This is a genomic window from Helicobacter sp. 13S00482-2 (assembly GCF_002272795.1).
Lineage (GTDB): Bacteria > Campylobacterota > Campylobacteria > Campylobacterales > Helicobacteraceae > Helicobacter_J.
The window spans coordinates 49,988-64,548 of sequence record NZ_MLAT01000005.1 but is presented as its reverse complement, the minus strand read 5'-3'; the positions used below and the strand labels follow the sequence as shown (position 1 = coordinate 64,548).

Genomic DNA, 14,561 nt, shown 5'->3' with positions numbered 1-14,561 from the left:
TTTTAAATTAAAATTTATTATGGTCTATAAGTAAAAGCAAGGCCAAAAGAAATTACATCTACGGTTTTTGGTGGCATATAGAATATGCTTCCTTTATATTTTTCTGCAAAAGTAACGGCATTATAAGGAGAAAAACTAGCTCGTATCCCTGTTTTGTTTGAAAATGTCACTCCAATATTTAAGGTAATTTTTTTTATGTTCATACCAATGCTTGGGTCTAGTTCTGTTAAATCGACAATACCTACATCATAACCTAAGCTAACAAAAAGCTCTGTATTTTTCTTCCAATATTCACGATCACTAAGATTCCAAGATCCTACTAACTCAACAGGAAAGGATACTCCTCCAGTAGCTCTTCCAGAACCTTTTATGCCCCATAAACCTAAACCAGCAAGAGCTTCTAGACGAAACTTATCTGTGACAAAATATCCAATTCCAAGTTTGTAGGTAGTTTCTGCACCATAGGCAATACCTGTATCCTCATTGCTCTCAATACTCTTAAAGGGACCTACAAAAAGACCAGTATGCCCCCTTTGCATAAAAACAATTTTTCCTTTCTCAGCTTTATTTGGAGGATAAAATTTTCCTTTCCTCATTTTTTTTACATTTTGACTAGAGATTTGATTTTGATTAATCAAATTCTTATTTTCATCAGTAATTTGATCCTTATCGTTACTTTTTAAAACTTTTATCCCATCTTGCTGAGTTTTATCCAAATAATCATCTTTTGCCTTTGTTTCCGCCTCTAAGGTTTTTTCTTTAAGATCCTTTTTATTACCTTTTACAACTTCTTGAGCATTGCTTATCTGATAAAATATAGTAATAAACAATACAGAGAGAATTACCTTTTTCAATTGAGTCCTTTTTGTTGAAATTTTTTAATGGTTAAAAATAGCTATTAAAATAAACTATTACGGAACCAAAAGTGTGATTATATATTAATGGGGGGGGGGGTAGTCAATATTTAAAATGGTATTTTTTATGAAAATGAAAAATTTTTTTTAGAGTAAATGGTTGTTTGCTTCCTGTTTAAATCCATAGAATTGGGATATTTAACGAAGGAATAATAAAGATTTTATTCATATTTTTAAAAGATAAAGTAAGTAGAGAAAAGTAACATTTTTATCTTGCTGCGTTGATTTATAAAAATATAGACAATTTATTATGATTGTTTTACGATAATGCTAAACAATAAAAAAGTTAAGAGTGATCTTAAATCCAGAGAAGAATCATAGGTTTAGGAATAATTTAAATTTTGCCAAAGAGTTATTCTCTCTAGCAAAATATAATACAGTTCGACATCATCTAATACTAAAAATCAAACCCTTATTGTCAATTTGAATTTTTAAATTTTGACCATATTTCCAAGTGTTATCATCTATTTTCTGATGCTCTTCGTCCAAAATTGATTTTAATCTTTTCATACTTTGATTGAATGGAAAAAAGAATTTGATATTAACAATTAGATCATTTTTTATTTGCACCTCATATTTATTAAATAAATGACCATCAAAATCAAAACCATTTAAAAAATACCCTGAAATCTCCTTGATTTTTCCTGATGGATCCTTTTTATAGGATAACTCACAAGCACTTTTGCAATATGTTAATGAATTGGTGAAAATATTTTTAGTTTGAAAAACATACCAGATATTCTTTCCAACAAGATCGTTTATTGTAAAATTTTTAGCAAAATCAATAGTGCTAGGCTCTTCTTTTGGGGGATTAATAATGTATCCATTCAAAATAACAATTTTCTCATATAGCCTTCCTTTTTCTAATTTTGTTTTGAAAATATATCCTTGAATGATGGTATCACCATCACCTGGAATAGATGAATCTACCAAAGTTGAAAGAGTAACAATTGTTCCACTTCCAATAGAAGAATGGTTGATATTTGAATACACAATCCTTGAGTCATCAGAGGAAAAAGAAGAATCACCACAATTAAAAATATAACTACCTTGTTCTAACCATATTTTATCTGACAAACATTTTTCACTTTCAATATAGCCACCCAAATCGCCTTTCTTAACATCAGAGAAATCTTTGAGTGCCTTAATTTGATGCAATGTTTGATTATTTAACTTAAAAATATTATCATCTGTTATTTTGTAAAAATCAGATGCATTCAATCCTAAAAAACCGATTATTAAACCTAGAAACAATTTTTTCATAAAAACTCCTTATGCAAAATGAATAAAAAATACTGAAACCAAAAATTTTGTCTATATAATATATATTTTACATGTTCCCTCCTTGTGTATCTCTAATATCCTTTGGATCAATAGGATCAGGATCTTCTAATTTTTCTTTTAATTGAAGAGTTGATTTAATGATATTGCCTAGTAATTCATCACTGCCAATATTTCCACCTTGCAAGATTGTTTCTTTGAGTTCATTGAACTTATCTTTTGGGAAGCATTTATCTTTTTGAGGATCTTGCCCATTTTCACACTCAGTAAAACTTATTTTATTAATATCCTCTATTCTAAGATTTGAACAACTTTCACTATTTAGATTTTTTCCAAGTTGGCTCATGATGCCTTGTGCGAAAATTTTCGTGAGTTTCTGGTCATAGCAACAATAATAGTCTCTATCTCTCTTCAAAGAAGGGAATAGCCCATAATGCCAAATATCATCATCTGTCTTTTTTAAAAAACATAGATCTGAGGCTATTCTTTTGTTTGTTTTGAAAAACATTTCCCCTCTTTTGCTATCTTTTTTTCTGCGTTTTTTCGCAAAGTCTTCATCAGTACAGGAATTGCCCTCAGAAAATAAATCTACGTAATCATATACGACTGAGAACATCAAGTTATAGGGTATAGGTAGGGATTGTATTGTAATATCCAAAGCTTTTTTTGCAATTTCTTTTAGCCCCATTTTCTCATCATCATCGTCATCATCTCGTGTTGGCGGAGGAGGAGGATTTTCTATTTGTTTTTGCAAGTTCTCTGCTGTTGGAAATTTTGCTAAATCTGGATTTAAAAATCTATCACCATATTTTTTTCGAATAAAAGCAATTGTTTCAATACCCCCACAAATAGTTTCTGCGGCGATCCTATAATCATCAGGCTCTAAGGATTTTAATAATATTTTATTCCCATCAACTTTGATAGAATAATGTGCATTCATATAGGCTTCTTTTTCTTTTAGTGTATTTGCATTATCTTTTTCTACTGCACTTTTTAAAACGTAAAGATCCTTCGTAGTTATTTCAACGAAACTTTTAGTAGGATAGTAAAGATTGAGCAACCTATCTTTTTCTTCTTCATCATCTAAATCATCAGGAGAAAGTCCTGCATAATAATTCATTATATCTTGGGGGAATAATCTAAATTTCACGCTCATGCACTGAGCATAATTTGCTGCCTTCCTATCATCTTCATCATGAGCTCCACCCAAATCTTCATAAGATTTTATATATTTTTGATTGGCTCCAGCACTTGCACCATTACTAAGATAAGCAGCTCCATATTTTCTTTCCCAATCTTTAAATTTTTCTTCAAATTTTTTTTCTTTATAAATTTCTTTACTTATCTGAATAGAGTTTTTAATCACCGAAGAAACAGCAAATATGGCAGCATTTTTGGCTATTTGCTCTCCAAACGTCTCAAAACCTGCTTTTGTAAAATTTTTTACAATCTCAAGTCCAACTCCTTTTACATTATTCCAAACTCCTGCAGTAACCCCTTTAGCAAAACCAGTAATAGCATTACTGCCTGATTTATAACCCGCTTTATAAGCTTCAGAAAAACCGCTTTGAGTGACTAAAGGCCCTCCAATCATTATTCCATACTTTATGCCAATCTCAACCCAATTGGGTGAGTCAAAAAAAACTCCACTATCACAATAATTTTCTTCTCCAGAAAACATATGAGCAATCTGTTCTGCTGCAGAAGCTTTTGCAAAAACTCCTACACCTTTAGAGAAATCTCCTTTTTGCAAATTTGTTTCAAGCTGAGGCATATTTTTTAAATAGTTTGGAGCATTTGGAGCAAAAGTTGTTTTATAGTCATAAAGCTCACACCCAATTTGTTTTTTACGAGTCTTTTTACAAGTTTTTATGATTTTCTTTGTTTCATAGATATACTTTCCATCAATATCCCCTACTCCATCTAAAAGTTGCTCCTCTATGGTGCAATCATTTTCCAAAGGAGGTTTCGGTATTTCTATTTGACAAGACACTGAAGTCTTGCAAATATTATCACAAGCTTCTTTTGAAGAAAAAATATTTTTTTCTAGATTTGCTGAAGGACAGGTATAACGCTTTTCATTATTTTTTATCAAAAGACTTATTTCAAAATTCTCATATTGACTACCATTATAATTAATCATATAATGAACATCTTTAATCAAATCATTTCCATTGATTTCAGTGATAAAAATAATTTCTCTATTATTGATAGTGACTTTATTACTAGCGCTTCCTTCATAATTGATTATTTTTTCTCCAAAATATCCATCTGCTGTTCTTTCTAAAGGCACCTTAAAGGAAGCTCCAAAACTATTTATATTTGCAAAAGAACTATCAAAAGAAACGCCAACTAATTTATAAAAATCTATTTTGCCTTCTTTATTTTCAGTATTTTTTTTCAAACTACCATCAGAATTATAAGAATTAGTGGTGATAGAAGTACGATACTTACCATTTTCATAAATATATTTAGCTGTTATTATTGGAGAAATTAAAGAATTCTTATCAATGGCGATCACGTCTTGATTATTGATACTTAGCTTAAAAGATGTAGAGGTTATCAGAACCCTTGCTTTTGTAGCTTGAAGTTCTTTTGTTTTTAATTGTTTAAAAAGCTCAAGAATGCTTAAGGGATTTTCATCTCTTAAGGTGATATTCTCTTTACTAAGCATGAATTCAAATCCAACAATTTTGCCAGAATTTTTACTCAAAGAACTATTGATTGAGTTGATATTAATATTTTTTGAATTAGCAATTTTTATAACATCAATTTTTGTTTCAACAACCTTACAAGCTTTTGTGTGAAAACAATTTGATTCACAACCCTCTTTTGTATCATAACCAGTTAGCGAAGATAGATCTTTAATAAGACCTGATTGATAATTTTGATAATTTTTATCAGCCCTGCAATAATATTTAGATTCTTGAGTGTCTTGTGCTTGGATAGCATTCATCAATAGAAATACTAAAAATAACTTTATTTTAAGATGGTACAACATTTGTATCTCCTGTCTTCAACAGCTTTAAGATAGCTATAGTAAATTCGATTAGGGAAAATCAAAGGAAATTCTAATTTTTTAATAGTGACGGCTCCTGTTTCTTTATCAATCACGCGAACAGAATAAATGGAATTTTTTGTAATAAATTCTTCCCCTCTATCTAGTTCACAAGCACTACCATCAACACTATTGATGCCAAAAATAGTTCCTCCGCCAACTGGCGAGAATGGATCGCCCACGCAATTTCTTGAGTTTTTTCTCAAACTCTCTTGAAGATCTTTTAATTCAGTCTCTAATCGATTTAGATCACTATCGTAAGGTTCACAGCTCACTGCAATATTGAAATTCAGATCACCAACTTTAGAAGGATCAAATTTACTGACACATACTTCACCGAGTTTTGTTTGAGGCAAAATTGGATTTTGTACTTTTTTAAATGCTTCACAAGCTAAAGGTTCATGCGATAATTCACAAGCAATCTGCAATGCACCAATTGTTTTTTCGTCAATTTTTTGTGAGAGCTGATTATTTAACCTATCATACAATTCTTTGTTTTCTTGATGGGTTCTTGTTAGAATATTTGTGCTCTCAAATATAGGTTCACTAACAGGAAACTTTGACTCGCACAAATTTTTACCAGTAGCAGTAATTTTTTGACAATCAATATTAGAAATAGAAAAGTTTTCAGAAGGACGATATTGATCCCATATCGTAGTGATCTTTCCATATTCTTTGCTTTCATAATCAACCACTGTTCTTATCACTCTATCTGGATATGGATTGGTTTGTTGCTGCGAGTTACTGCTTCCCCAATATTTATTGACACGATGTGTCTCAATAAAAGAATCATTAAACCACTTAAGCTTGTTTGCCTCACAAAGAGAATATTTGTTCTCTAAATTACTTTTACAAGTTCTTGTATTGTCATTTGCTTGTTTTAATCTATCTTTGTAGTCCTGCTTTCTTGCTTCATTTCTTTTTTGAATATCTTCTAACTCTTGAGCAATTTGTGCTTGATCTTTATCATAATCAACAAAATAGTGGTGTTCTTGTCTATCACAAGCCCAAGTTCTCTTAACAAGCCACCCCCAATCACAACTGCCTGTACAACGACAATTCCAATCTCCACCAGGAGGATTTTTTCCTCTAAATTCTTCATCAAACCTTTTTATATCATGAATTAATTTTACTTTTTTAATTGGAGGTAGTTTTGCTATACGTTCTTTTTCTTCTTCGATCTCTTTTTGCTTATCTTCAATTTTTTTATCCAGATCTTTTTGTTCTGGAGTTCTGATCTTGTAATTAAAAGCAAGTGTTTGGAGCACCCCAGCTGAAACTGAAGTTAATCCTTTTCTAGTGATCTCCTGAGTGTGAATGGGCAGATTTTCTTTATTAAAAAAAGTAATCTCATAATCTGAAGGCGTTGGAAACAATATATTTAAGCCAACCGTAGCATTCTGATAAAGTTTTAATGCGTTAATGGCATAATAACGATACTCACATTTAAATTCAAAATCTCCAAAAATTTTCCCTATATCATCCCAGAAACCACTACAATAATTGCTCACACAATGACAAGCGATTGAATTAGGGTTTTTTCTTTTAGGTTGCACTATTTTAAATTTATAGTAAAACCAATTTTCTGTTCTGTAATTAGTATTAAAAAATTCTGGCATTAAAACCAATGGGTGTAAATCTATTTCTCCCATAAGCTTTTGAGAAAAAATATTTAAATCATCTCTATAATAGGACTCCCTGATTTTGTGTATAAGCTCTATGGGAATACCCTCATTTATTATAATAAAATTTTCCCATCGTTCTGGAACTGAATCCATTTTTAAAGGGACTTTTCTAAGATAATAAAGAGTGCCACTGAAAGAATCTCCAATTCCTAAATTAATTCTTCCAGAACTATTTAAAGACGATACTTGCTCAACAAATAAAATCTCTTTAGAATCATTTATTGAGGTAGTGAAATCCATAAATGTGCCTCCTTGAGATTGAACGTCTTTACATTTTGAAGACAACAAAGGACTTTTAAATCCATCATATTGACAATATAAATCTTCTTGTGCGTCCTTGTAATTTTTAGAAACAATAAATGTCCTATTGACATTTTCATTTATAAATTTCACATTGAGTTTTCCTTTTCTAGAATCAGCTGCGTCATTATTTCTGAGGCAAGTAGGATTGTTTTTATAAATATCATCGTTCTCATCAGTTATAGCAATAGAATAAAAATCACAATTTGCATGTTCTTCGCTCACAGAAACATCATCGTAAGCTTCATCTTTAAAAATAGGAGCAATGCAAGTCTTGATCACTTGCTTGACCTGTTTGATGCCACAGATCACTTCTTTTTTTGTATTAGGGCAAATACCTTTAAAACCAGTGAGATTTCCTGAAGAATCCATGATTGGATTATTTGTCGAACAATAAATCCAATTACTCTTTAATTTTAACCTATCCTCCTCATTTGAAGCTTGGCTGATATTGCAATTTGCTGGATTCATCTCAACTTGCTCTTGTTTTAAACAAACCTTATTAATTTCCACATCAGAATGGGCAGGACATTTGTAGGTATAACTTTTTAATCCTACCTTCCCTTCACCAAATTTTTTATCAAATTTATTTGGATCTAAACTATTGAGATCTTTTTTAGTAAAAATAGCTGGTAATTCTGAATCAAAATTATCAGTTTTAAACAATTCACAACTATTCTTCACCTTAGCAGGACAGGTATCTACGAAACACTCTTTTGAATATGGATTGCTTTTACAAGACTCACTTTTATTTTTATCATAATAGCTCGTGCAATTCACTTTTTGTTCTTTATCATTATTATAAAAAGCATTTGCATAAGGATCAACTTTTGTGCAAACATCTACTATTTTAGAAACTAAAGGCAACTCATATTTTTTAATCCATTTTTGAAATGCATTATCAGCAATGGGTTCTTTCTTTTCTGCATATTCTCTTTCTATTCCCCACCAAGGAAGGCATATTGTTTGAAGACCCTTTTTAGTTTTAAAAACCCGGCAATCAGAATCGCTATACTTACCAGTTGAATACCCAAAGCTAATATTTTTATTTTCCATACTTTTGATGTCTAAATTTTCAAAAAGAGGAATAAAAGAGTCTTCTTTAGGTAATTGTGGATAATATTTAAAGGGCTCGTTTTCTGAAGGTTTGAGACTTATAATTGACTCATCGCCTTGCTCTTTTTTAGGATCACCCCACCAAAAGTAACTATAACCAGCTTCTTTATAATCCTCCTCGCTCTTAAATGAAGCGTAAGCAGATAAGGTTTTATCATCACCAAATAGATAAATAGAAATATTCTCATTAGGCAAGATAGAATCATCTTTTAATTCAGAAACAATATAATCGGGCATTTCCATAAAATTATAGATGATATTTTTTTGCTTCAATTTTTTTTCTTCATCAATCATTTTTTCTTTAATTTCCTTGTAGCTTAGGGGTTTATCAGAAGCTAAAACGGTGAGATAGTATTGAACAGGAATATCACCAGCAAGATATTGAACATTGTTCTTTTTAGGAAAATTTTTGCCTGGATTAATTAGCAATTCTTCAACGGGGACTCTTGAGACATGTAAAGTTGTATCATTGCTGGAAACATCAGCTCCTTGAGAATTTGAAATCAAATAGCCACGAACTCGAACTGGACCATAAGCATTTAAAGGACTCTCTTTATCATCAAAAATTCTCTCTTGTATATAAAATTTATTTTCTCCTTTTTTGGCATTTTCTTCTTTTATTTTCTTAAAAACATTGTAAGTTTTAAATGCAGGAGCAGTCCCATTTTTACTAAAAAATCCTAAATCATCAGAGTGAAACCAGTTAATACCTTTCCTTGAGAAAAAATAATCCTCTAATGTATTCCTATCTTTGACCATATAATAAAAACGACTTTTATAGTTTTGTTTGACACCTTTTTTATTTGTGTAGTAGTAATTTATGTCGGTTGTTTCTAGAGTCAGCAACACATAAATATACATTTGTTTTTCAAAAAATTCACTACCAGGCTTTAAAAGCAAATCAATATTTTTTTCTTTTAAAACAACCTTATTCTCTGTTTTTTGAGAATTTTGTTTGGTCTTAATAGCGTAAGTTGTTTCTCTTTTGTTCTTAATAGGTAAGCTTGTAACGTATTTATGATCTTTCAACATGTTGTTATAAGCACGATCTTTGGCTTCTTCTTTAATTTTTTCTTCATAAAAAGATCGATCATTTTTAGCTAATATTCTAGGTCTGCTCACTCCAGAAGGAACTGCTCCATTAACAATTGTTTGAATTGCATTGCCTTTAGCATCATAGATTGTTTCATTCACAATTGGGGCACCATTTTCTCTTGCATCGATACATTTTTGCTTAGAACATTCTGCTCCTGCTTTTGTAGAGGTGCTACAATCTTCACTAAAACCAAAAAACTCTTCAATGTTAAGTTCTGGCTGAACTAGGGTACATTCTTGCTTGGTTCTACAGGTTGCTGAACAAGTAGATTCTTGAGAAAAACTTCCATCTTCGTTATCACCTGAACTCACTGATTTTGCAAGAGAAATCCTTGATCCATCTTCTGTTATAAAATCAGTTAAATCACTTTTAACAAATAGGTGTTTTTTGTTTGAAACATCAGAGGCTTTACAGGCAAAACGTTTTGTCTGTGGTGTAAATAAAATACCATCTGTTAGCTTGATGATTAGTTTATTTTTATCATCATCTATTTTTTCATCATCGGCAAAATTATCCAAATCAACTTTTTCATATTCAAACATTCCATTTTTGTTTTTTGTCAATTTACCTACATGGAAATTAAGAATCACTTTTGAAACTTTTGAGTTGATATAAAATCTTTTTTTCTCCCCATTAGTTAAGTTCTTATCATCAAGAGCTTTTAAAAGAAGATTTTTTGCCATATCTTTTCTAAAGCCAGTTTCATCTTCGTAGGAAAAATCCAAATAAATATCTGCATTGTTTTTGATGTTAAATTCAAAATATTTCACTTTGATATTTTTATCAAAATCTTTAGTGATCGTTTCATTGAGGATTTTTTTATTTAAAATAATTGCCTGAAACACCTTTTGTTTTTTTTCCTTATCATCTATTTGTTTTGCAAGAGGTTTGACTGCAACACAAGCTGTTGTTTTAGGATCATAACAATTGGCTTCACAGTTAGTCTTTGCACTCAGTGGAGAATCCGTAGGATTGGTAGAAGAAAATCCATAATTTTGATTGTTGATGGGGCAATGATATTTGAAAAAACCCTGACTTCTGGTGATGTAACAGCTCACTCTACCTGTTGATTTTGCAATACCCCCAAGTTTTTGTTTCGTCACTTCAAGCAACTTGTTTCTAATATCTTTTTTTTCAGCTTCTATATATCCCCCTATTCCTTTTGCACCTATATCATCTTTATCATCAGTTTTTGATCCAAATTCTTTAGCAACATTAAAATCATAAAAATTTTCAGGATTTTTAGAATTAGCCGAATCTAGAACTTCTTGAGGATACATTTTATTAAGAAGATCTTGTGTTTGAAAATCATTAGGACTCTGTGAAACATTCTCTTGAAGCTTGTTATATAAATCCCTTATATTTGAGGTATCTTGAGCTATAAGCAATCCTATCATTAACAAAAAAATAATATTGATTTTTTTCATTCAATACTCCATTAGTTATTTTGGCTCTATGAGCGTAAAATAGTAGCTCTCATAATTTTTATCATAATCACTCACCATTTTAAAAAAGTCGGTCAAGGTAATATCCCCTATGGCCAAAAATTTATTTTCACAATCTCTAAATGCAAAGTTTTCATTTGTCGGGCAATAAGAAAGAGCAAAAGCTGGGACTTTTGTAACTTTAAAAGTGTTAAAAATAAGAGGGTGTATTTTAATGGTGCCACCCACTCCTTTTTCATAGGTATTCATTAGGAAATCCATTATTTTTTCTTTTTTTGGAAATCCCCTTAGAATAATCAATCCTATGACCTCTTTACCATTTTTATTGATTTTTTCTATCAGCTTATTAAAATTCTTACTCCCCTTAGCTAAAGGAGCACTCGTGAGATAAAAAATAGTCAGTTTTTTCTCCTTGCTTTGTTGTATCAAATTCAATTTATTCTCATAAAGTTTTAATTGGTTTTTAGGTAAAAGAGATCTAGCTATATCCTTATTTAAAAATTCACCTTCTGCATAAGAGAAACCAAAAAATAGCAATAAACCAAACAATACTTTTATCATGCTCTCTCCTTTATTGACAATGGGTTTGTCCAAAACAATAATCCCTCACACGCCAAAGCCAAAAAAAGAATCTGTCTTTATCTGTAGGGCTGGATTTAAAATCATAATGAAACCTCATGGCTCCAAAGGGTTTGGCCTTCCCATAAGCAAGTTGTAAATAATACTGATCCTTAATGATTAGAGGAAATATTTTATCCTTACACATCGTGTTTGGCAACTCTAATGATTTTTTCTTACCCTTGCTTTTATTTTGGCTTTTGTCTTCATTTTTACCTTTTGAAATATTCTCATTGGGCAAAAATGTAAAAGAGGCATTACTGGTTTTTAAAAGCCTAGATGTTTCATGCATTGCAGCAACTTGTCTGAAAATAATCATTTCAGAATTCTCAATCGGATCTCCTGTTTTGGTATATCCAGTATCTGTTCCTCCAATATTTCCTCTACACCCATCGCACCAATAAAGACTATTAATAGGATAACCCGCTGTTGATGCCGCACAATCAGCAACACAAGCAAGATCTGCAAGGGGGTTGATTAAAAATACCCTGCCCCAAGATTTACCAGTATTTACTGCTAGAGATAAAATATCATTTTGATATAAAGGATCAACATCGCTCATATAACTACTTGTGATTTCAGTTGTCTTATCAAAACAAATTGCCTCAGGTAAAACAAATCCAACCATAGCCATGAACGGAAAGGTAACGAAATTAATTTGTCTAAAAACTGTCGTTTCTCCTGAGCCACTAGAACCTTCACGAGAAGTTCCTTCTTTATCAAATAGATCCTTCCCTAGATCAATATTTAATCCTACTAGGTCCCCAGGTTGATTTGAACTTGAAATCCCCATGATTGGCTCTATCAATGAGGCTTTAAATCCCAAAGGTATTTCAACTCCATTAATATTAGAAGTTGAATTATCACAAATGCAAGGTTCTATCTCAATCTTGAATTTATCAAAAAATATATCCCAATCTAAAGAATTGAAAAAATCTAGCATAGGAGTTTTTGAAGATTCTGCTGGATTAGAAGCAGGATCTGTATCACTTGGCTGTGAGCCATAAGTGTCTTGTCCTCCAAAGCATAAATGCAACATGAACAGAGAAAAAATGAAGATTTTTTTCATTGTGCTTCCTCTTTTCTTTTGATTTCATATTCATAGATATTTAAAACCCCTTTTTTTATTTCAAAAATAGTGGGAGTGCATTTAAACTCAAAAGCATCTTTCAAGGTTGTATTTAGTATGAATTTTTGAGAATATTTTTTTAATTCATCTAAAATGCCTTCAGTGATAATGACATTTTGCACTTTTTGAGATTTGAGCCAAGAAAATTCATCGGGGGAAGTTGCATTCATTAAAGCATATTTTAAATGAACATTTTGATAAAAATCACTCAAAGGAGTACCTGCTTTAATATGAATATCCACTTCTTCTATATCAATATCATAAGGAGCCCTCTTGTTAAAAAGATCAATCTTTCTTGTAGAGTTTTTTTTACAATAAGGAAGATGGATATTGCCTACTAGGTTCTTCTTGTATTCATCAATCAATTCTTTTTTAAGTGCTTTCTTATCTGTCTGCTCATAAGCCTTTTTCATCTCTTCAAGTGCATCAGGTTCCTCTATAATATAAGTATTTCCAAGTACTCCAAAATCATAATAAGCAAATGCATTTGTAATAAAAAGCAGTATTAATAAGATCTTTTTAATCATTTTCTACTCCCAATATAAAAATATATAATCATCGTTTTGATCTGTTTGTTTCAAATCGATCATTTTTCATCTCCTTTACTTAATACATAATCAATGGAGTAGCGATAAATAGTATTTGAACAAACTTTTGAAGCCTTTTTAAGAAGACTCATCGCAGCTTTTTTATCTTCAATCACCCCGCCCTTTCCATAATAATAATACACTCCCACTCTCTCTAACCCTTTACAGTTATTGTTCTGTGCTAAGGTATTCATCAAGTCAAAATAAAGAGCCTGATTTTTAAAATCATCTAAACCAATAAATTCAAGCATTCTTGCAGCCATATAAATACTAGCTAGATTGTGCTCTTCTCTAAAACTTTTTAAAAAAACATCTAGTATTTTTGGAAAATCTGGTATTTTGAGTTTTATTTTCTCATTTTTTTGAGTTCTTATCAACGCATTATTTTTATAATTTTTTTCTAGATAATATAGTTCCATCGCTTTTTCATACAAGGGAGTGGGGGTAATTTTTACGTCTATATCTTTTGCAAAAGATTTTATGTATTCTTGTTCAAGTGGAATATTTGAAGAGTATTTGTTTTTAAAATCTTCCGCATAAGCATTGATGCTTATAAGAACAAATAAAAAAAGAAAGAAAAATTTTGATAAAATAATATTTGAGGTTGCTATCCCTTGAGGAGAACAACCTCGAGGGATAAATTTGAACAACCTTAAAAAGGTGTTTCTTATGAAGTTCCTTGAATTGCTACTAACAATTCTAAACGTCATTGTATCACTTCTTGAATTAATAATCAAGATTTGGCAATAGTTTTGGAGGCCTCTTGTTACTTTTAGCAAGAGGTTATATTGTGAGTAGCAATTCTTAATCATAGTTTTATTTTCCTAGTGCATAACGTTTTAAATAATATTGATATTTGAGATTATTTTCTTTTTTATGAGAATGATATTTAGCTAAAGATTTCCAAGACCATCCATATTTATTTTTCAGATTAGTTACAATCGAACAAGCGATTAAAAGAGAGTTTTTAAGAGCAAAATAATCCATATCTTTATATTTATGATATATAGGATTGATTTGGAATGCCCCTAAATCAAGGTTCTTTATAGCTCTTTTTTTTAACTCTCTATAAATAAAAACACAATTTCTTAGATCCATGCAATCAATAGTTCTACTATCAAGAATTTTATATTTTGGTTTTGGCTTGATTTTTGATAAATAAATCATCTGGGAAGTTTTATTAAAACTAATTAAATAAGGATAGCCAATATCCCTTTTAGGATGCCGCTCAACACTTGCAATCGTATAAAGAACTTTATAACCAACTTCGCAATTTTGAGCAAACAATCCTATGGGTAATAGTCCTAATAAAACAGTTTTAAATAACTTCAT

The 14,561-nt window shown here is 30.8% G+C and carries 9 protein-coding genes; all 9 read right to left on the bottom strand.

Annotation, left to right across the window (positions count from 1 at the left end):
* Positions 1-17: 17 nt before the first annotated feature.
* Positions 18-854: a hypothetical protein gene (locus tag BKH42_RS03700; protein WP_095295035.1), complete on the bottom strand. Its 837-nt coding sequence runs from the start codon at positions 852-854 to the stop codon at positions 18-20.
* A gap of 447 nt (positions 855-1,301) precedes the next feature.
* A complete protein-coding gene (locus tag BKH42_RS03695) occupies positions 1,302-2,177 on the bottom strand; it encodes a hypothetical protein (RefSeq protein ID WP_095295033.1) in 876 nt (291 codons plus the stop codon).
* A 67-nt stretch (positions 2,178-2,244) separates the two neighbouring features.
* On the bottom strand, positions 2,245-5,196 hold the full coding sequence (locus BKH42_RS03690) for a hypothetical protein (protein WP_095295032.1): 2,952 nt from the start codon (positions 5,194-5,196) through the stop codon (positions 2,245-2,247).
* Positions 5,175-10,877, bottom strand: coding sequence for a hypothetical protein (locus BKH42_RS03685; protein ID WP_095295030.1), 5,703 nt, complete (start codon positions 10,875-10,877; stop codon positions 5,175-5,177). Before BKH42_RS03685 ends, BKH42_RS03690 begins: the two co-directional genes overlap by 22 nt.
* 15 nt (positions 10,878-10,892) lie before the next feature.
* Entirely contained in the window at positions 10,893-11,456 is a 564-nt protein-coding gene (locus BKH42_RS03680; protein WP_095295028.1) for a TrbC family F-type conjugative pilus assembly protein, read from the bottom strand.
* A gap of 10 nt (positions 11,457-11,466) precedes the next feature.
* Positions 11,467-12,582: a TraU family protein gene (locus tag BKH42_RS03675; RefSeq protein WP_095295026.1), complete on the bottom strand. Its 1,116-nt coding sequence runs from the start codon at positions 12,580-12,582 to the stop codon at positions 11,467-11,469.
* Positions 12,579-13,169, bottom strand: coding sequence for a hypothetical protein (locus BKH42_RS03670; RefSeq protein ID WP_095295024.1), 591 nt, complete (start codon positions 13,167-13,169; stop codon positions 12,579-12,581). The genes BKH42_RS03675 and BKH42_RS03670 overlap by 4 nt, the downstream gene beginning before the upstream one ends.
* 59 nt (positions 13,170-13,228) lie before the next feature.
* The gene (locus tag BKH42_RS03665) at positions 13,229-13,939 is read right to left on the bottom strand and encodes a hypothetical protein (RefSeq protein WP_143428560.1); all 711 of its coding nucleotides are present in this window, start codon (positions 13,937-13,939) and stop codon (positions 13,229-13,231) included.
* Between the two features lie 106 nt (positions 13,940-14,045).
* Complete coding sequence (locus BKH42_RS03660; RefSeq protein WP_095295020.1) at positions 14,046-14,561, bottom strand: hypothetical protein; 516 nt, start codon at positions 14,559-14,561, stop codon at positions 14,046-14,048.